The following is a 17841-nucleotide window of genomic DNA, read 5'->3' as shown; positions in this document are numbered from 1 at the left end:
TAACGGTGGTTTTACCAAACAACCCCAACCCGGTGCAGTATCCCCTTGACTATAAGTGCGGTTTGGGCCTGGTAGGCTATACCGGGACAGCCTTAACCACTCAATTAGTGGTTAACTCCGGTACAACACCCAAGAATGGTCCTCAAAACCTCCGCTACCGATGCCCTATCTGTACGGATCTCTGACGAAAAACGGTACCACCAGCGCAGGAAAACCCGGTAACGATGCACCAACTGCCGGGTCTTAACAACCATTCAACACCTCAAACTCACCCAACGGAACTAGCTATGCTTTTATCGCTTGGAATACCAGCATTAGCTTTCAACACGTAAAGCCCCGGAAAAGTACCCTCTAATTCCAGCTGTATATGTAAGCCGGTACTGGGACGTCATGTATTCATACTCCCGTTCACCCTGTTGCGAGGTGCAGCTCGACGGGATCTACTTTGGTGCAGATTATGGCATATATCACCATAGCCGCGTCGTTCTTATATCGTCTATGCAGACAGAAAATTGGGTTATGGAATAGAATGTGTGTCTGTTCTAATGTTCCTAACCTGAATTGTGGGTGGGGCTAAGCCGTATTCTGAAGCTCTTACACCGTATCCCTTACCCACTAAAACCCTGAGCAAGACGGAAGTGTAGAGCATGATTACTCGAACAGCTATAGCGGTTCTGGAGGTTTTGACGGTGCCGATACTCTGCTAGAAGCTCGCTGAGGAACACTGCTTGCGGCGTGTGTAGCCATAAAGTACTGCGAGGCTTGTCCACTAGTACTGTCCACTAGCAGGGTGCTCGTGAAGAAGAACAGCTGGATCACAACGTAGATAACTGCTAAGTGCACAGGGGGTGACTACAGGATAAAGGGATAGGCGATGTCCCAAGGCGCCCGTGATAAGGCTCGTCAAATTGTGGCTAAGCAAGTAAGATACTGTCAGCATGAGACATTGACATCGCTGATGAAACTAAGCTGAGTGTAGTAGAGTCATCGCATGCTATTATCCCCTGGAATCTTAGGGCGAAACTCGTTGGTTGAAGCTGTTCTAGTAAATATAGGGTTTATTGCTAATCTCGACTTCTGACTTGGTCTGCGGTCGAGGCTATCTTAGACCTTTTCCTTGGTAGCGCAGTCTTGCAGTATGAGGGTCTTATCCGTGGAACTTATAAGCTATAAACGGGGGTCTCTGGAATATGGTTTACATACATGTCACCCAGAGAATAGGGGAACGAGGCAACTTATAAGGCACCGAGTCCGCTTTTGCTCATACCGCCAGGTTTATCCTGAGATGCTATCCCGCAGAATAACAAGTCTTATAATGGTACGCGCGGCTTATAGCCAGCGCAGGTGACTGTGGTTGCCCCGTAAAATAAGCTGTGAGCGTGAGAACGCGACACAAAGTGTAGAAAACCTGGCTATGACTGGCAGCTACCAACAACCTTCGGTAGGCTAGAACGGGTTAGCGGTAGGCGCATCCACCGCGTCGATCACAAGATAAAGGAGCAGGCAATGTCCCAGGACGCCCGCGAGAAGGCCCGCCAAATTGCGGCTAAACAATCAAAACGCGGCAATGTCGCGATGAACCGTCGATGGATACAACTTACCGTACTCGGCGTAGTCGTTGTTATTGTTTTCGTTATTGGCTTTGTTTATATCAATGGTCAGAACAATAAAGTACCCGAATCGGGTCCTGTGCCTGCGAGTTCGAATGAGTACGGCGGAATTGTGCTGACTAAGGACGGAATCGTCCAAAACTCCTCAACACGAGACACCCGTAACTATAAGGAACTAGGGGACTCTAACGCCTCCTACACCCCCTCGGTGAATGGTACCCCGCAGGCGGGCAAGAAGCTGCCACTCGGCGTTCAGTCGGCAGATGAAGCCTCTAAGAACGGCAAACCGGTGCGCGTAACGATCTTCCAGGACTACAATTGCGTGCACTGCCATGAGTTTGAGGATCAGTACGGCGAGGAACTGAAGAAACAGGTTCAAGAGGGTAATATCGAACTCGAAATCCGTAACCTGACCTTCCTTGATCAGAATTCACCCACCCAGTACTCGGCACGTACCGCTAATGCCGCATACGCCGTTGCTAACCAGGTGAGTGCAGATAAATTCTTGGACTTCCAGAAAGAACTGTTTAGTCACCAGGGAACCGGCGACCTGAACAACCAGCAGATTGCCGATATAGCATCTAAATACGGTGCAAATATCGGTTCGGATATGAACGATAACAAGTGGCGTTCTCTTGTGGATGTCGTGACCGCAGAATCCTCGAAGAACGATATTGGGGGCACCCCGACAGTTTTTGTGGACGGTGAACAATACACCAGCAATGACTTCACTGGCTTCCTGCAGGGGAAGATCGACGCCAAGAAGAATAACAATAACCCGCAGCAGTAATATAAAAGGATTTGCCCGCAAGCGCTAAGCCTGCGGGCAAATCCTTTTTCTATCGTGCTTTAGCCTCAAAGGATACTGACACAATAGTCTAAGATTCCAATGCATGATTCTGCATGAGAGGGCATCTCTGTTAAGGTTCATCGACCGTCTAACATTTTCTGAGCCGTATGAATATAGTTCGAAATCTAAAAGACTCAAAAAGTATAGTGATACGGGAAAATAGCGTTTAAGTAGACACATATAAAAACAGTGAACACGATAAACTTTCATAACATCCACTTTTGAATTAGCATACCTGTGCGTTTGCTGTACACTAGAAGACGTTGCCTCCTTAGCTCAGCTGGCCAGAGCATCGGTCTTGTAAACCGAGGGTCACCGGTTCGAATCCGGTAGGGGGCTCCACGAAAGTCCTGATTCATGCGTTACGCAGCTGATGCGTTGAATCGGGACTTTCCCCTTACAGGTCGTTAGCATTATATGAGACCACACACCGATTTACAGAGCAGCACAGGACACGCGATATTATGGCAGCAGGTCAACCCGCAATGCATCAGCAAGCGGCGCAAACCCCGACTGTATCATCACCCTCAAACTCTTACCCCCTCGAAAACTTTATTGAAACTCGGGGATTCCGCCCCGAAATTCAGGGTCTGCGTGCATTCGCAGTACTCCTGGTAGTGCTATACCATGTCTGGTTTGGTAGGGTATCCGGCGGCGTGGACGTCTTTCTATTCATCTCGGCGTTCCTGCTCTCACTCTCGAATATGCGCAAAATCAACGAGGGCAGGCCGCTTAACCTCTTCACATACTGGCTACACGTGTTCCAACGCTTGCTTCCGGTAGCGACCGTAACCATCGCGGGAACGACCATCGCATCATTTTTTATCCTACCGCCAAGCCGCTGGGCCGATATGCTCGCGGATGCGAAGGGATCCCTCTTTTACTACCAGAACTGGCATCTTGCTTTTAACTCGGTAGATTACTATGCGCAAAACGCAGCATCGAAAACCCCGTTCCAGCACTTCTGGTCGCTGTCTATTCAGGGACAGATTTTTATTCTGTGGCCGTTGCTCTTCGCGCTGGTCGCATACCTTGTGCATCGTTTCCGCTGGAATCTGTTCACGACAACCATTTTGGTTTTCGATACGGTCTTTGTGGCATCTTTGACGTTTTCGATTATTGAAACCGAGACAAACCAGGGGTTCGCATACTTCGATACTCGTACCCGTCTCTGGGAGTTTGCTGTCGGGACGCTGCTCGCCATGGTAACCCTCAAATGGAAGGCCCCTGAGAAGGCGCGCGTCATCATGGGGTGGATCGGCGTTTTTGGGCTTGTGACCTGTGGCGCCTTCCTGCCCGTGCAGCGTTCCTTTCCCGGATTCTTAGCGCTGTATCCAGTAGTTTCAGGTGCTCTCGTCATTATGGCGGGCCGTACCAACAGTCGGTGGGGCGTAGACCGCTGGTTGGTCTCTAAACCTCTGCAGAGTCTCGGCAATATCTCCTACGCCCTGTACCTGGTGCACTGGCCCATCCTGATCTTGTACAGCACCGCTGTAGAGAAACCCCACGTGAATTTTCTTGAAGGAACCGCCATTATTGCGGTATCTATTGGCTTAGCTTGGGTTCTGATCCAGTTCGTGGAGAAACCGCTGCGTTACCGTAAAGACCCTTTCATTCCCTGGCTGATGAAAATACTGCGGTTTAAGAGGGTTTTCGCGGTCAAAACATGGGCCGATCAGCTTGCCTTCCTGGCCGCAACCTTTTTACTGGCAGGAATACCTCTTGCCGGTGCGCAGGCGTGGGTGAACTATTCCAATACTCAGGCGAGTATTCAGGCAGAAACGCAGACCCAGACTGCAACCGATAATCACCTAGGTGCTCGCGCCATCGGCACCGATCAGGCGCTCATGCACGACGACCCTATCCCTAATGGTGATTTGAAGAATCAATACGAGATGTTGAGCGACGGCAAATGCGAAGGCAATTTTGCCCTCTCTCATGACTCGCTTAAGAAGTACTGCTCTTCGCAGAAGAACGGAACAGATGATTCGCCGCTTATGATGGTCGTCGGTAACTCCCACGCGGAACAGGCAATGGCCATGTTCAAACCCGTTGCCGAGCAGTCCAAAGTTAATATGCAGTCGATCCTCTTGGGCGGATGCCAGTATCCGCAGCAGGATGCATCATCCTCGAACGAGTGCGCCGAGTTTAACCGGGACGTTACCGAAGAAATTCTGCAGCGTAAGCCGCAGACCGTGGTGATTATCGCAACCATCGCGGAGGCGCGGTCTAATGAGGAGCGCATCGACCCGGCCCTGGAGGAAACGGTCAAGAAGTTCACGGACGCTGGAATACAGGTGGTCGGTGTGCGCGATAACCCGCGGTACGACTACAACGTATACGAATGCGCACAGAAGGCAGGAGACGACCTGGAATCCTGCGCGCGCCCGGTCTCTGAGAAACTGGCTGAAAAGAACCCCGCCCAAGAGGTCTTTGACAAATACAAGGATAAGGGCGCGGTGCTGGTAGATATGACTGACCTGTACTGCCCGGAAGGAATGTGCCAACCGGTTGTTGGGAACGTCTACGTGTACATAGACGAGAACCATGTGAGCAAGGCATACGGGCGTACTATGGCGAAAACTATGCTTGAACGCGCCGCCAAGGGCGGCTGGATACCCACTGGCATGCTCTCGCTCTAAACACGTGCCAAGAATATACGATGCCGTGTCTTCTTAGCGGAAGGCGCGGCATCGGTACGTCCGGAGTCTTGAGCCTCGGTGAACGGCAGCCGCAAACCTATTCCGGCATATAAAATTTCTGTAGGCATTTTTATGGCGTCTTCAGTACCCTCATACTTATCTAGTTGCTCGTGCAGAACCGAAAGGAAGGTAAATCATGAAAACCGTAACTGAGCGTACTCTGCGCGTAGACAACGTGAGCCTAGGATACGGCGCACAGCCTATCGTCAAAGACCTGAGCTTAGAATTCCCGCAGGGCAAGGTCACCGCCATTATCGGCCCCAACGGATGCGGTAAATCCACGCTTCTGCGGGGTGTTTCGCGACTCTTGCATCCCCTTGACGGCGAGTTTTTGCTCGATGGTAAGCCTACGCATCAGTACTCCATGAAGGGGTTCGCACGCATGGTCGGGCTTATGCCGCAGCATCCTATTGCGCCTGAAGGTATTACTGTTGCCGATTTGGTTTCGCGGGGACGCTATCCCTATCAAGGGCTTTTCAAACGTAATAGTGCCGAAGATGATGAGGCGGTAGCCTGGGCCCTAGAGGCCACCGATACGATGTCGCTCGCCGAACGCCAAGTAACCGAGCTTTCCGGCGGTCAGCGCCAGCGTGTGTGGATTGCGATGGCGCTTGCGCAGGAGACCGATATTCTGCTGTTGGATGAGCCGACCACGTACCTTGACCTGGCGCATCAGGTGGAGCTGCTGGATTTACTGGCGGACCTGAACGAAGAACGCGGCACCACCATGATTATGGTGCTGCACGAGCTGAATCTCGCCGCTCGCGTTGCAGACTATCTGATCGCCATGAAGGACGGGCAAATTGTCAGTCGCGGATCTGCTCACGAGGTGCTGACCTCCAGAAATCTTAACGATATTTTTGGGCTCAAAGCCAAGGTTGCTGATCCGTTTAGTGACGGGAGCGTGGTGGTGGTGCCGCATCATCGGTATGCGCACGCTTCGCAGAAGATACTGGACGACGTGAACCCGTGAAATAAGACTTATGAAACAGGAGCGAGAAACCCGAACAAAACGCGGTTACGGTATGTTTGAGTTTCCTGCACGGATTGGTTTGCCCTGCCTGAAACCGCACGCAGCTGGATGTCTGCGGTCGATACCTAAGACAGACATATTATTCATGGGATACTGGCGGGTAGATAAAACCAAAAGTTAGGAAGTACCTACCATGCTCAAACTCGATAAAAATGCCAGACTGCACGGCGAACCTGTGCGTTATGTGGCGATGGGCGACTCGTTTACCGAAGGCGTGGGTGATGTCGATACCGACCGCCCCAACCAGGTGCGTGGCTGGGCAGATCGCGTTGCGGAAGCTATCGGCTCAGTCGATGCTCAGGCGCAGTACGCTAACTTGGCGATCCGCGGGCTTTTGATGCACCAGATTGTCGATCAGCAACTGGAGGCAGCCTTAGAACTGAGACCGAACCTTGTTAGCTTCTACGGCGGCGGCAACGACATTATTAGCCTAAACGTGAATATAGATGAGATTATCTCGCACGCAGAGCGAGCCTTTGCGGCTCTGCGCGCGGAAGGAATCGAGGTTCTGACGATTACGGGCCTAGACGTGAAGGGAGAGGGACCCTTTGCTCGGACCCGCCCGCGTACCGCCCTGTATAACGAGCTTTTACGCACGGTGGCGGATAAATACGGTGTGCACATTATCGATTACTGGCGTATGGACGATTTTCTGGATTGGCGGCTGTGGGCTGACGACCGCCTGCATATGAATGAGTTGGGGCATCAGCGCTTTGCATACCATGTGCTGACGCAGTTTGGGCTGGGGCATCTGGCGCAGGATGTGAACCTTATCGCCGGTGAAGAAGAGCCTCCGCCGCTGCGTGAGAGAGTTGCCGAGAGTGCGTATTGGGTAAGAACGCATGCTCTGCCTTGGATGGGTCGGCAGCTGACTGGGCGCAGTTTGGGGGATGGACTAAGCGCGAGGTACCCGAATTTGGTTCCTGCCGCTGGTCTTGGCGAGCCGGTAGAACTCGAAGAATAACCTGCCGTATGCCGTAAAATACGGGTTTCTACGAGTTAAGATGTTAATCTCACATTTAAAATTTCAACGATGTAATTAGACGTTTGTCACATGGATATCGACAAGGGATGAAAACTTCGTCATGAACTACCTTAAACTCCCTTGTGACTTGAGGAAACAGCGAGAACTGGTAGAATAAGCGGGTAGCTCTATCGCGACCTTTCGGCGTGCCCGGAAGAAGTCTGTATCAAATGGTTACCCCTCAAAATCCAAAAAATCCTTGGTTTTTAAGGGGAGTTTCTGGCGTGCAGGCTTGCGTGAGTTGCTGGATTTACCTAGAATTTAACGCTGTTCGTAGTGGTGGAAACGCCTCTCGACACTAAATTATGCTTCACCGTTTTTCCCGCGGCGGGGATTGACATCTGGATCTCACCCAGATGCCGGTCTCAAACACTCTAGCCCGGAGAATAACCCGGTGCTTCTACATTGGTGACGGGACGTACGAGTAACATCGACTGCGCATCCGTCAGAAAAGTCAATCAATAAGGAGTGAAACATGGCAGCAGTCTGCCAGGTGACCGGAGCTGTTCCCGGCTTTGGACACAGCATTTCGCACTCGCATCGCCGCAATAAGCGTCGATTCGATCCGAACGTTCAGAAGAAGACCTATTGGGTTCCTTCGCTTCGCCGTAAGGTGACCCTGAACGTGTCCGCTAAGGGCATTAAGGTTATCGATGCTCGTGGCATTGATGCCGTGGTCGCAGAAATCATCGCACGCGGGGAGAAGATCTAGTACATGGCATCCAAGGCTAAGGACCTGCGTCCTATTATCAAACTCAAGTCCACTGCAGGCACCGGGTACACCTATGTAACCCGTAAGAATCGCCGCAATAATCCTGACCGTATGGTGCTAAAGAAGTACGATCCCGTGGTTCGCAAGCACGTTGACTTCCGAGAGGAGCGCTAGGAATGGCTAAGAAGTCAAAGATCGCTCGTAACGAGCAGCGCAAGGTCATCGTAGCTCGCTACGACGAGAAGCGTCGAGAACTGAAGAAGACGCTGGTGAACGAGAACGCTACCCCCGAGGAGCGCGAAGCAGCACGTGTAGCTTTGCAGAAGCTACCCCGCAACGCATCTCCCGTCCGCGTTCGCAACCGTGACCAGATCGACGGTCGTCCGCGCGGTACCTTCCAGAAGTTTGGTATCTCCCGCGTACGCTTCCGCGAGATGGCACACCGTGGCGAATTGCCCGGTATTACTAAGTCAAGCTGGTAATTTCTGGTATTTTGTACCTAGGCGAGTTATTTTTCCTCGTGAAAAGCAGCTCGACTTAGTCTGAAAAAGATAAGTCTCAGGAAGGGGCACCCCAAATGGCTAAGAACCGTACCGAACTTGTTGCAGAGGTAGCAGAGAAGTCTGGCAAGAGCCAGGCAACCGTGAACGCAGTGCTCGACGCAGTGTTCCAGGCTTTCGAGACCTCCGTCTCTAAGGGCGAGAAGATCACCATCCCCGGCTGGTTGGCTATCGAGCGTACCGACCGTGCAGCTCGTACCGGTCGCAACCCGCAGACCGGTGAAACCATCCAGATTCCCGCTGGTCACGGTGTGAAGCTGACCGCAGGCTCCAAGCTGAAGGCAGCAGTCGCTACCAAGAAGAAGGCCACCAAGGCCACCTCCAAGAAGAAGAAGTAACTTCTTGAGACTTCTAGGACCTGATAGGGGCTCCCACCACACGGTGGGAGCCCCTATGTTTATGGTTTGTTTTCTCTATCTGAGAGCTTCTGCCTCGTGATAACGCCCGATACCAAACTCCGTTTGAAAAGGTTGTCAGGACGGGATAAACTACCGGGGACGGAATCTTATTCTTCTAAGAACTTCACATTGAACATACGCATCGCAACATTACGCTGTAATACCTTTCGCCCCAAGAAAAGCGGGCAACACCTTGTCACCTAAAAGTCTCAATCAGGTTAGCTAAAATAGTAGTAAGTAATGTTGCAGCCTGAAAATATATCCTGTTATGACACAGAAACACTCAGAAAGACATACCGTGACCATCGTACCGAGAAAGTATAGCGCTCTTCCGTTAGCCCTTGCAGGGCTTGGTCTGTTGAGCGCGTGTGCATCCTCCGAACCTCAGGATCCGGTGACTCCCGCCGTGGTGACAGTGACTGCATCCCCCTCAACACATGGTACGGCTGCGGAACCTTCACCTTCGGCAACCTCTAACCCCTCGTCAGATCCCTCTCATGCCCCCGACGCGCCCCAGGGTAATGGGGGAGGAGGAAATACCGCTGGCGGCTCGGTGAATGGTGATACTAATCAGAATCAGCCCGGAACCGGCGGGAACAATACGCCCGCGCAACGTAACAATGGTGGATCTCCAACCGAACCCAAGGTGAATGTGAACGGTTCCTGGACCCACACGAACTCCGAAGGCGATAAAATCACCGTTGAGACGAGCGGCGCGTGGGAAGTTATCAAGAGCGACGGCGAGGTCATTAGAGTGAGCGCAAGCGGCGCATGGACCCAGACCGACCATGACGGCGAGGTTATCACGGTTAACGCCGACGGTTCGTGGTCAGTCTCCGAGAACGGCATTGTTGAGGATGGAGAAGATCGGCCTGAAACCCCTACAACTCCCGGAAAGCCCAATAGTCCGGAGGCGGCAACTCCAGTAACCCCTGCAGCTCCGCGCTAAGACGCGGTTCTGTGCGGAAAACTGGTATACACAACATATAACTATGAACGATATAAATGTATAAGTATTATTAAATACTTTATATATAAACTTTATAAGTGTTTCACCCTGTTCTCAAAATATCTATAAATCAAACAGTTCTTGCACAAAGATCTCTGCGGTCGGTTGCTCGGGTGATACTCTACTAAGCTGAGCTTTCTTGTGTTTTGGCATTTCTTGTCGTTGAGTGTATGCCTCTTGATACGTGAATGAAGTTTTGCCTTGTGGGGCAGGGGTTTGTGTATCGGGAGGATCAAGACTTTCACATAGAACTCTCGTAAGTGTAAAGAAAATATATAAAAATACTGATTAAAGTTAATCCGTAGTTTCACGTCCGAGACTTTGAAGTGTTTCCCAAGATATTCTTGAGGGTACCCGCAGAAATTAACGTGATATTTTTCAAGAAACGTGTTAATGGATAGCTTCAAGAAGCGGAACACCTTTAGAATAGATGTATCCCTTCTTCCGGAAGGACTATTTATCCCGCAACGACGCTCTTCAGTGGGGATCACTATAACACCATATTTTTCGGTGCTGTGGTGCGCTCATGCTGAACGTCTGGGTGGTCGCAACGGGACATCATCACCGGTTTATAGAAAGAAATGCAATGAGCATGAAGAGAACCTACGCCGTTGTATCGGTGGCTGTGGCGAGTATTCTTGCCCTGAGCGCCTGCGGCTCCTCAAATGAGGCGTCTTCCTCCGTAACGTTATCGCCCAACAGCAGCTCCTCAAGCTCAAAATCTTCCCCCACGAAATCTAAGTCTCCAAGTCCCAGTTCCTCGGCGAGTTCATCCCCTTCCGCGACGGCGACTGAAACCGCAACCCCCGAACCTGCGGATGCTACTCCCTCTTCAACCGCCGAGAGTAATACTACAGGTGAAGCCGTGAATGCTCCCACGCTCACGGATGCGGCAACAGCCCCCGAATCTCCGGCTGCTAATTCTCCTGAGGAAAGCGCAGCAGCTGGTGGTGTAGATGCGAATAAGGATGTCGATGAAGCGGCGAAGCCGGCTGACGGCTCTGCTGGAAGTAACTCTGGGCAGCAGGGAAATTCTGGAGGTCAGGGAGGAGCAGGATCCGTAAATAAGAATGGCGGTTCGCAAGGATCTACCGGCAACAAGGGAAATGGCGGTGCTTCTAGTATCAAGGTGAACCGCGATGGTTCGTGGTCTCAGACCGCTGCGGATGGAAGCACTATCAAAGTTGATTCCGATGGCTCGTGGAAACGCAAGAATGCCGATGGAACCCGAATTCGTGTGTACGACGACGGATCGTGGGTGCAAAAGTATCCGAATGGAAGCGAATTCGGTGTCACCGATAACGGCGAATGGTACTCCTCTAATGGATGGCGAATCTCGTCCTACACGCCCCCAGCGCCCACGTATCCTGGACGGGGGACGGCTCGTCCAGCACAGCCTAAGCGCGCTGTTTGGCAGGGGCGCGGGTAATAAAAACGGCTGACTTCCTGCCCTGAGATAGGAAAACACGTGAAAACTGCAAAAATTATAGCGAGTCTTGCTCTGGCATTTGCTTCTGCTCTGACGCTAAGCGCTTGCGTTGCTCATAGCTCCAGCGGTTCGGCTGCCTCTCCATCGGTGTCGAAAACCCCTAAGCCTTTTCCGTCCGTAACGGTACGCAGTATGGAGGAACAAACCACACAGGTTTCCTCGGATGGTTCATGGTCTTATGTGTCCAATGATGGTTTGCAGGTGAAAGTCAATGCTGACGGTTCTTGGACTAAAACCGGGATTATGGGCGAGGAAACTGCGGTGTCGGCAGATGGGTCATGGACCCATAAGGCTCGAATCGAGATTGCAGAGCAGGGAACAGTGCAAGGCTCCCAGGCTAAGGTGCAGGCGGATGGTGGCTACACGACTGTGAAGAAGGGTGGACAGCCCGGAACTGCGAAACCCACGGTTCCTCAGATACCTGAAAAACCTGCAAACCCTCAGGCGGTAACGCCTAAGACCCCGGTTGAGCCCTCGTATGCTCTGCAATAGTTTGTGATTGCGACCTCTGTCGTGAGGACTTTCAGGAACCGAAGCGCCGCATCCACAAGGCTAGGATGCGGCGCTTCGGCTTTTCATCTGCCTGCGATAAGAGCCTGTGGTACGGGGGTATACCCCCACCCCTTTACTTCCGCGGGAATTTGGGGGCCTGAAATAGGTATAAAAAACCTTAAGAAAATTTTTAAGTTTCTTAGGTTAAACACAGGTTTACATAGGCTCAACATAGCTAGAACCAGTAGAATAAAGGTATTCCCGGTAGGGTATAGCTCCTGTAATTTCAGTCTTGTGACGCGAAATTTTCGGGTACTGAATAGTAATTCATCATCAGAAAGACTACGCACATGATCACCAAGAAAACTTCCGCCCTTCTTTCTCTAGCTGTAGCAGGCGTTGTAGCCCTCAGCGCATGCGGTGCCAATAACTCCAATAATGCTTCGAGCTCTTCATCGGCATCCGCCTCTGCATCTGAGACTCCCAAGGTCTCCGTCTCCGATGGTTCGGTCACTGTGAATAATGGTGATACCTCTGTCACCGCTGGAGCTGACGGTAATATGCAGATGAAGAGTGGCGATGCCACGGTATCTGCTGGTACTAACGGCGGAATGCAAGCGGATAACGGCTCGGGGTCGAGTGCATCCGCATCTACTAGCAATAATGGCGGCGGGGCCGGTTCGCATACTGTTGTATCTGATGGGTCGTGGACTTACACTGAAGCTGATGGTGATAGTGTCGTTGTGGCTTCCGACGGCTCATGGGTTCGCACCGAGACTGATGGCGATATTACCACTGTGAGTTCCGATGGCTCATGGACTGTTATAGATGGTCGTGATGTAACAGCTGTAGACGCTAGTGGCAGCTACACCGTTCAGGAGGATGGCAAGCCGTCCACTAAGAAGCCAAGCCTTCCGGATCTGCCCAATAAGCCAAGCGACTCTAAAGCTGTAACTCCTAAGTCCCCGGTTCAGCCAACCACTGCCGGCTAGATTATCCTATGTAAAGAGCCGATATGCCGTGCGTTGCCTCTGACGCGCTACGGTAACTACTGGTCTAGAAGGCTCCACCCGGACGTAGCATCACGGTATACGGCGCGATAATTCAAGCGGTGCGCATCCTTACGATAAGGATGCGCACCGCTTTGGTGTGTGGATAAAGGGCGGCAAAATAAAAACCCCGAAACCATAAGAGACGCTTGTATAAGTGCAAGGTATGCTCTAAGTTTTCTGAGGTCTAAGAGAAGGGTAAATATTTTAAAATATTAATTAATTTTAATAACACAAGGAAATACAGTTAATTGTTTGGGTTAGAAATGAGTATGCGTTAAAGGGTCTATTTATTGCTCTTAGCATAAAAAGAGCCACAGAGAGGGGAAAATTCCTGAAAAATACCGTTAGTGTGTGAGAGAGTTGAAAGCCAATCAATAATCACCGGCAGAAAGGATGGGCGTATGATCGCCAACAAGAAAACTTCCGCTTTTGTCTCCCTGGCTGTTGCTGGCATGGTGGCACTGAGTGCCTGCGGTTCGGATAACTCTAGCGGCTCCTCTTCAAGTTCTTCCGCAGGAAGCGGGGCGTCCGGTTCCGCATCGGCAAACTCTTCCGCTTCCGGCGGCTCAGACTCCTCGAACGCTAGCGGTGGCGCCAGCGGCGATGCTTCGGCAAACTCCAGTGCTGGTTCTGATGCTAGCGGCGGTGCAGACTCAGAGAAGGGGTCTGGTAGCGGATCTAGCGACGGCACAGGATCGGATAATAAATCTGATTCTGGTTCCGATTCTGGCTCACAATCAGGCAGCGAGGGCAGCTCCGGTGGAGGCTCAGGTGCTGAAGGTGGTGGCGGCGCTCAGGGCGGCGCACAATCGGGCAGCGGTGACGGATCAGGTGGCGGAGCGAACGGTTCTGGCGCTGAGGGTGGCGGCGGTGCCCAGGGCGGCAACGCTCCTAACTCTGGCGGCGGTGCTGCCGGCGCTGACGGTAGCGGCGCACAGGGTGGTGGCGCCAATGGCGCTCCCGGTTCTGAGGGATACGTTCTGGTCTCGGAGGATGGCTCTTGGACTGCTACTGAACCCGACGGCGATACGGTTACGGTCTACTACGATGGCTCTTGGACTAGGACCGACGCTTCCGACGGTCACACCGATCTGGTGGGCATCGATGGCTCCTGGGTTAAGAACGAAGGCAATACGGTGACGGCTGTGCAGTACAACGGCGCCTACAACGTGATGGTTAACGGTCAGGCTACGTCCGAAAAACCCACCGACCTGCCGGATCTTCCCGTGGTTCCCAATACTCCGGGAGCGGCAACTCCTAAGTCACCTCTCAATCCGACCACTGCGGGCTAGCACCTGCAGCTGGCCGTGAAGCGGCTGTGTAATCTGGCGCGCATCCTTAGTGTTTGAGGATGCGCGCCTTATTTCTGCTAAAAATACGGAAGATATAAATATGATGGGGGAATTTAACCGTTGGATATGCAATTAAACTACATAATTTTATGCACGCCATTTCGAAAATATTTATGGAAATGCAATGTATTTACGGCTCATAGCATAAAAACACTCCGTACCTGGGATAAATCCCTGAAAAATACTTTAGGTGTGTGAGAGGGTGGGTTTTGAACCAACAATTACCGGCAGAAAGGATAGGCGTATGATCGCCAAGAAGACTTCTGTTTTTGTGTCCCTGGCTGTTGCTGGCGTGGTGGCGCTGAGCGCATGTGGCTCTGGCAGCTCCGGTGGTGACTCCTCCTCAAGCTCATCCTCAGCATCTACATCGTCAAGTTCATCAGCCTCGCAGGGATCCGTGACCACGGACAACGGCGGCACATCAGGCGACTCCGGTTCAGGCGGTGGCGCTGGCGGCGGCTCAGGCGCAGAAAATAATTCTGGCGGCGGCTCACAGATGGAGAACGGCGGCGGATCCGGCGGCACTGGTTCAGAGCCTTCAGCTGGCGGCAACATGCAGACCGGTGAGAGCGGTACCGGTGGCCACATGCAGACGAAGCCCGGCAGTGAAGGTGGAGCCCGTATGGATAACCCGCCGGAGGAACAACAGCAACAACAGCCCCAGCAAGGGCAGCAACAGCAGCAGCCTCAGCAGGGACAACAGCAGCCTCAGCAACAGCAAAAGCAGTAACCTGAGGCATTCGCCCCTCTGCGGCGGTATGCTGCCGCCGAAACAGGCGAGTTTCGGCGTACCTGTGCATATGGCGCGCATCCTTGAACGTGAGGATGCGCGCCATTGCGGCGTTCAAAACGTTAACCAGCCGAACATGTCACATCTTCGCCGTGAAATACCTGGTCAGCTGACAAACCGGTAGAATGTGGGATATTGACAGGTTGCGGGTACGCCCGCATATGACGACTACGAGCGAGGGGGCGGAACATGCACACACGCGCAAAGACGCGCCCTCATACCCGCCTTCTCGCCGTTAAAGACTGTGCCGAGCGGGAATCATCGCCGCGTGAGGTACAGTCAGCAACCGCTGCCGCGCGAGGCGCCCGTGTGATGCGTGCCTGGCTTATCTCGGCATCTGCGGTTCTGCTGGGCTCGGCGGGGCATACTCTTGCTGGAGGCGGCGCCGCGCATCCGATGATTCTTGCGCTTTGCACCGCGTTAGGGGCGCTCGCCGCTCTGGGGCTTCTAGCGCTTCTCGAACGTATAACGCGCTCACGGCAGCGAGCCATCTACCTGGGCACCGCAGCAGGCGCCATCACGGTACAAACCCTGCTCCACGGTGTTTTCAACCTATCTCACGGATCCGCTCAGGCGGTGCATCGTGTGGCGGCACTGCAAGGAAACCACGCGCATGGTCATGCACATGCGCCCGGAACACCCCTTGCTCTTGAACACGGGAATGGGCTCAGCCACGCCGTCGCCCAGCACGCTACCGGCACTATGATCGGGGTGCACGCTCTTGCAGCCCTGCTAAGCCTTATACTTTTGCACCGTGGTGAACGCGCCCTCGCGCAGGCATTGTGGGCTCTGCACTGTTATCTGAATACACGTTTGCAGTCCGCTCTGCGCGTTCCGGTGCTGGCGCCGCTTCCTGTCTTCCCCCGTATATACGGACGTTTTGTCATATCTGTTTATCTTCGTCGGCTGATGCTGGCGTTCTCCCGCGTGGAGCGAGGACCGCCTGCAGTCTTGGGAAACCCCGCGTAACCCCAACCATCGCCCGTGCTACGAGTCTGCCTACCGGCTGGCTCGCGTGAGTGTATACACCTTCCTCGACTGAAACCGAGCGTGAAGGTGCATGCAGCATGGGCATTCGATGCAGATAAAGGATTTACACATATGCGCACCATGATGCGTACCCTGGCAGCGGTTTTGCTCGCCAGCCTGATGCTTTTCGGCGGTGCCGCAGCGCAGGCGCATGACGAACTGGTTTCTTCCGACCCCGCCGCGAACGCAACTTTGACGCAGGCACCTGCCGAGTTGAACCTGACCTACAGCGCGAACCTCATGAATATTGAGGGCGGAAACCGTGTGCGCGTGGTCGATTCGACCGGCGCATCCGTAGCTGAAGGCGAACCACAGGTGAAGGGAACGACCGTCACCCAGCCGCTCAAGATCAAGGATGCGAGCGCTGACGAAACCTATACCGTCACCTGGCGTGTAGTCTCCTCGGACGGGCACCCTATTCAGGGGACCTATACGTTCAGCGTTGGCGCAGGTAAAGCCGCAGCATCCCCGCAGGATGCGGGCACCGGCGAATCTTCGCAGGTCGCAGCTGATACCCAGAACTCCACTAAGTCAGATTCCGATTCCGGGGTGAATTGGTGGCTGATTGGCGGCGGTGTAGGTGTCTTCGTCGTGCTGGCTGTGGGGATTCTCGCCCTGCTCAAAAAACGTTCCGCATAATACCTTGTACACCCGTGACGTTACTGGGCAGCTTCCGGACGTCACACCCATTGGCAGGCGCCGCATCGGGATCTTCCCGCAGATTGCGGCACGCGCGATTAAAAGTCGCAGAATAATCGAACGCCGCGAACTGTCGCATGTGCCTGCCGAAGAATTGTTCGCACACACAGGCGGGTTTTACCGCCAGAAAAGAGTAAAAGATCATGAAGAAATTTCAGGCTCACCACAAGCTGATGGCTTTGAGCTCCGTAGCTCTCGCCGGGATTCTTACCCTGAACGCTTGTGGCTCTACCAACACGAACTCTGATTCGAGCGCATCCGCAACGAGTTCTTCCAGCGCAGCGGCAAGCGGTTCGGCACAGTCGTCTTCAGGCCCGATCAAGATTGAGAACACCTGGGCTAAGGCAACCGACGGTGGTATGACCGGCGTTTTCGGCAAGATTACCAATACCAGCGATCACGATGTGAAGGTCGTCTCAGCAACCTCGACTGCGACCGACGAAGTGCAGCTGCACACCACGGTTAAGGACTCTAACGGAAGCACCAAGATGCAGCAGGTGCAGGAATTCACGGTGAAAGCGGGGGAGACCCTGGAGTTGAAGCCCGGAGGCAACCACATTATGCTGATGGGTCTGAACTGCTCGCTCTCGGCGGGTGCCAGCACCACGGTAACCCTTAAGACTGAGGACGGCGCAACCCTGGAGTTCAAGCCTGAGGCACGCGACTACTCTGGCGCTAAGGAAGAATATCAGGGCGATGCGCAGTCCACCGGCTCAGCTTCGGCGGACGCATCCGCATCAGCTTCGGGTGACTCCCATGAAGGTCACGAGCATAGTCACGGGGATGGTGAACACTCCGATCATGAGCATAATCATGGGGATGGCGAGCACTCCGATCATGAACATGGTACACACGAACACGGTGAGCACAGCGACCACGACCATATGAGCGGCGAAGCCTCGGGGAGTGCATCCGCAAAACCGCAGTGTAAGTAGCCGCAGCGCTCGGCAACGGGTGTTTTAACACATCCACCGAGCCTATGCAGGATGCGCGGTGCACGAAACCGCAATATTTGGGGGACTGGCACCGTGCATCCTGCC

18 protein-coding genes and 1 tRNA gene are annotated in these 17841 nt (G+C 53.2%); 18 read left to right on the top strand and 1 reads right to left on the bottom strand.

Annotated elements, in window-relative coordinates; all coding sequences use genetic code 11:
- The first annotated feature begins 1506 nt into the window (after positions 1-1506).
- From HMPREF2554_RS00995 to HMPREF2554_RS00985, 3 genes are all read left to right on the top strand, one after another.
- Positions 1507-2400 (top strand): DsbA family protein, encoded by an 894-nt coding sequence (locus HMPREF2554_RS00995; RefSeq protein ID WP_004005962.1) that lies wholly within the window; start codon positions 1507-1509, stop codon positions 2398-2400.
- A 325-nt stretch (positions 2401-2725) separates the two neighbouring features.
- Positions 2726-2802, top strand: a tRNA-Thr gene (locus tag HMPREF2554_RS00990).
- Between the two features lie 143 nt (positions 2803-2945).
- A complete protein-coding gene (locus HMPREF2554_RS00985; protein ID WP_041321961.1) occupies positions 2946-5102 on the top strand; it encodes an acyltransferase family protein in 2157 nt (718 codons plus the stop codon).
- Here HMPREF2554_RS00985 and HMPREF2554_RS11880 read toward each other — a convergent pair.
- Positions 5099-5230 (bottom strand): hypothetical protein, encoded by a 132-nt coding sequence (locus tag HMPREF2554_RS11880; protein ID WP_256388002.1) that lies wholly within the window; start codon positions 5228-5230, stop codon positions 5099-5101. The two genes, HMPREF2554_RS00985 and HMPREF2554_RS11880, sit on opposite strands and share 4 nt — an antisense overlap.
- Before the next feature lie 68 nt (positions 5231-5298).
- On the opposite strand from HMPREF2554_RS11880, the gene HMPREF2554_RS00980 reads away from it, so the two are divergent.
- The 15 genes from HMPREF2554_RS00980 to HMPREF2554_RS00905 all read left to right on the top strand — a co-directional run bounded on the left by HMPREF2554_RS00980 (position 5299) and on the right by HMPREF2554_RS00905 (position 17736).
- Entirely contained in the window at positions 5299-6135 is an 837-nt protein-coding gene (locus HMPREF2554_RS00980) for an ABC transporter ATP-binding protein (RefSeq protein ID WP_037231780.1), read from the top strand.
- Between the two features lie 193 nt (positions 6136-6328).
- Entirely contained in the window at positions 6329-7159 is an 831-nt protein-coding gene (locus HMPREF2554_RS00975) for an SGNH/GDSL hydrolase family protein (protein ID WP_004005965.1), read from the top strand.
- 535 nt (positions 7160-7694) lie between these two features.
- On the top strand, positions 7695-7931 hold the full coding sequence (gene rpmB / locus HMPREF2554_RS00970) for a 50S ribosomal protein L28 (RefSeq protein ID WP_004005966.1): 237 nt from the start codon (positions 7695-7697) through the stop codon (positions 7929-7931).
- 3 nt (positions 7932-7934) lie between these two features.
- Positions 7935-8105 (top strand): 50S ribosomal protein L33, encoded by a 171-nt coding sequence (gene rpmG, locus HMPREF2554_RS00965; protein ID WP_004005967.1) that lies wholly within the window; start codon positions 7935-7937, stop codon positions 8103-8105.
- Between the two features lie 2 nt (positions 8106-8107).
- Complete coding sequence (gene rpsN / locus HMPREF2554_RS00960) at positions 8108-8413, top strand: 30S ribosomal protein S14 (protein WP_004005968.1); 306 nt, start codon at positions 8108-8110, stop codon at positions 8411-8413.
- 95 nt (positions 8414-8508) lie between these two features.
- On the top strand, positions 8509-8829 hold the full coding sequence (locus tag HMPREF2554_RS00955) for an HU family DNA-binding protein (protein WP_004005969.1): 321 nt from the start codon (positions 8509-8511) through the stop codon (positions 8827-8829).
- A gap of 358 nt (positions 8830-9187) precedes the next feature.
- A complete protein-coding gene (locus HMPREF2554_RS00950) occupies positions 9188-9838 on the top strand; it encodes a hypothetical protein (protein ID WP_070553611.1) in 651 nt (216 codons plus the stop codon).
- Between the two features lie 646 nt (positions 9839-10484).
- Positions 10485-11327, top strand: coding sequence for a hypothetical protein (locus HMPREF2554_RS00940; RefSeq protein WP_070553607.1), 843 nt, complete (start codon positions 10485-10487; stop codon positions 11325-11327).
- Between the two features lie 39 nt (positions 11328-11366).
- Entirely contained in the window at positions 11367-11879 is a 513-nt protein-coding gene (locus tag HMPREF2554_RS00935; RefSeq protein WP_004005972.1) for a hypothetical protein, read from the top strand.
- Positions 11880-12229: 350 nt separating this feature from the next.
- Positions 12230-12871: a hypothetical protein gene (locus tag HMPREF2554_RS00930; RefSeq protein ID WP_070553606.1), complete on the top strand. Its 642-nt coding sequence runs from the start codon at positions 12230-12232 to the stop codon at positions 12869-12871.
- A gap of 461 nt (positions 12872-13332) precedes the next feature.
- Positions 13333-14223: a hypothetical protein gene (locus HMPREF2554_RS00925; RefSeq protein ID WP_070553605.1), complete on the top strand. Its 891-nt coding sequence runs from the start codon at positions 13333-13335 to the stop codon at positions 14221-14223.
- A 304-nt stretch (positions 14224-14527) separates the two neighbouring features.
- On the top strand, positions 14528-15013 hold the full coding sequence (locus tag HMPREF2554_RS00920) for a hypothetical protein (RefSeq protein ID WP_048754492.1): 486 nt from the start codon (positions 14528-14530) through the stop codon (positions 15011-15013).
- Positions 15014-15262: 249 nt separating this feature from the next.
- On the top strand, positions 15263-16042 hold the full coding sequence (locus tag HMPREF2554_RS00915) for a hypothetical protein (protein WP_070553604.1): 780 nt from the start codon (positions 15263-15265) through the stop codon (positions 16040-16042).
- A gap of 132 nt (positions 16043-16174) precedes the next feature.
- Entirely contained in the window at positions 16175-16741 is a 567-nt protein-coding gene (locus tag HMPREF2554_RS00910) for a copper resistance CopC family protein (RefSeq protein WP_070553618.1), read from the top strand.
- 203 nt (positions 16742-16944) lie between these two features.
- Complete coding sequence (locus HMPREF2554_RS00905; protein WP_070553602.1) at positions 16945-17736, top strand: copper chaperone PCu(A)C; 792 nt, start codon at positions 16945-16947, stop codon at positions 17734-17736.
- Positions 17737-17841 lie beyond the last annotated feature (105 nt).

This window comes from Rothia sp. HMSC071F11 (genome assembly GCF_001809115.1).
GTDB classification, from domain to species: Bacteria; Actinomycetota; Actinomycetes; order Actinomycetales; family Micrococcaceae; genus Rothia; species Rothia dentocariosa.
The sequence above is the reverse complement of the archived record's forward strand: the minus strand, read 5'-3'. Positions and strand labels throughout refer to the sequence as shown.

Excerpts from the sequence above, each read along its gene's own strand:
- HMPREF2554_RS00975 (WP_004005965.1), top strand. The coding sequence starts at position 6,329 with ATGCTCAAACTCGATAAAAATGCCAGACTGCACGGCGAACCTGTGCGT.
- HMPREF2554_RS00910 (WP_070553618.1), top strand. The coding sequence starts at position 16,175 with ATGCGCACCATGATGCGTACCCTGGCAGCGGTTTTGCTCGCCAGCCTG.
- HMPREF2554_RS00925 (WP_070553605.1), top strand. The coding sequence starts at position 13,333 with ATGATCGCCAACAAGAAAACTTCCGCTTTTGTCTCCCTGGCTGTTGCT.
- rpmB (WP_004005966.1), top strand. The coding sequence starts at position 7,695 with ATGGCAGCAGTCTGCCAGGTGACCGGAGCTGTTCCCGGCTTTGGACAC.
- HMPREF2554_RS00940 (WP_070553607.1), top strand. The coding sequence starts at position 10,485 with ATGAGCATGAAGAGAACCTACGCCGTTGTATCGGTGGCTGTGGCGAGT.
- HMPREF2554_RS11880 (WP_256388002.1), bottom strand. The coding sequence starts at position 5,230 with ATGCCTACAGAAATTTTATATGCCGGAATAGGTTTGCGGCTGCCGTTC.
- HMPREF2554_RS00995 (WP_004005962.1), top strand. The coding sequence starts at position 1,507 with ATGTCCCAGGACGCCCGCGAGAAGGCCCGCCAAATTGCGGCTAAACAA.
- HMPREF2554_RS00980 (WP_037231780.1), top strand. The coding sequence starts at position 5,299 with ATGAAAACCGTAACTGAGCGTACTCTGCGCGTAGACAACGTGAGCCTA.
- HMPREF2554_RS00985 (WP_041321961.1), top strand. The coding sequence starts at position 2,946 with ATGCATCAGCAAGCGGCGCAAACCCCGACTGTATCATCACCCTCAAAC.
- HMPREF2554_RS00930 (WP_070553606.1), top strand. The coding sequence starts at position 12,230 with ATGATCACCAAGAAAACTTCCGCCCTTCTTTCTCTAGCTGTAGCAGGC.
- rpmG (WP_004005967.1), top strand. The coding sequence starts at position 7,935 with ATGGCATCCAAGGCTAAGGACCTGCGTCCTATTATCAAACTCAAGTCC.
- HMPREF2554_RS00915 (WP_070553604.1), top strand. The coding sequence starts at position 15,263 with ATGCACACACGCGCAAAGACGCGCCCTCATACCCGCCTTCTCGCCGTT.
- HMPREF2554_RS00955 (WP_004005969.1), top strand. The coding sequence starts at position 8,509 with ATGGCTAAGAACCGTACCGAACTTGTTGCAGAGGTAGCAGAGAAGTCT.
- HMPREF2554_RS00905 (WP_070553602.1), top strand. The coding sequence starts at position 16,945 with ATGAAGAAATTTCAGGCTCACCACAAGCTGATGGCTTTGAGCTCCGTA.
- HMPREF2554_RS00920 (WP_048754492.1), top strand. The coding sequence starts at position 14,528 with ATGATCGCCAAGAAGACTTCTGTTTTTGTGTCCCTGGCTGTTGCTGGC.
- rpsN (WP_004005968.1), top strand. The coding sequence starts at position 8,108 with ATGGCTAAGAAGTCAAAGATCGCTCGTAACGAGCAGCGCAAGGTCATC.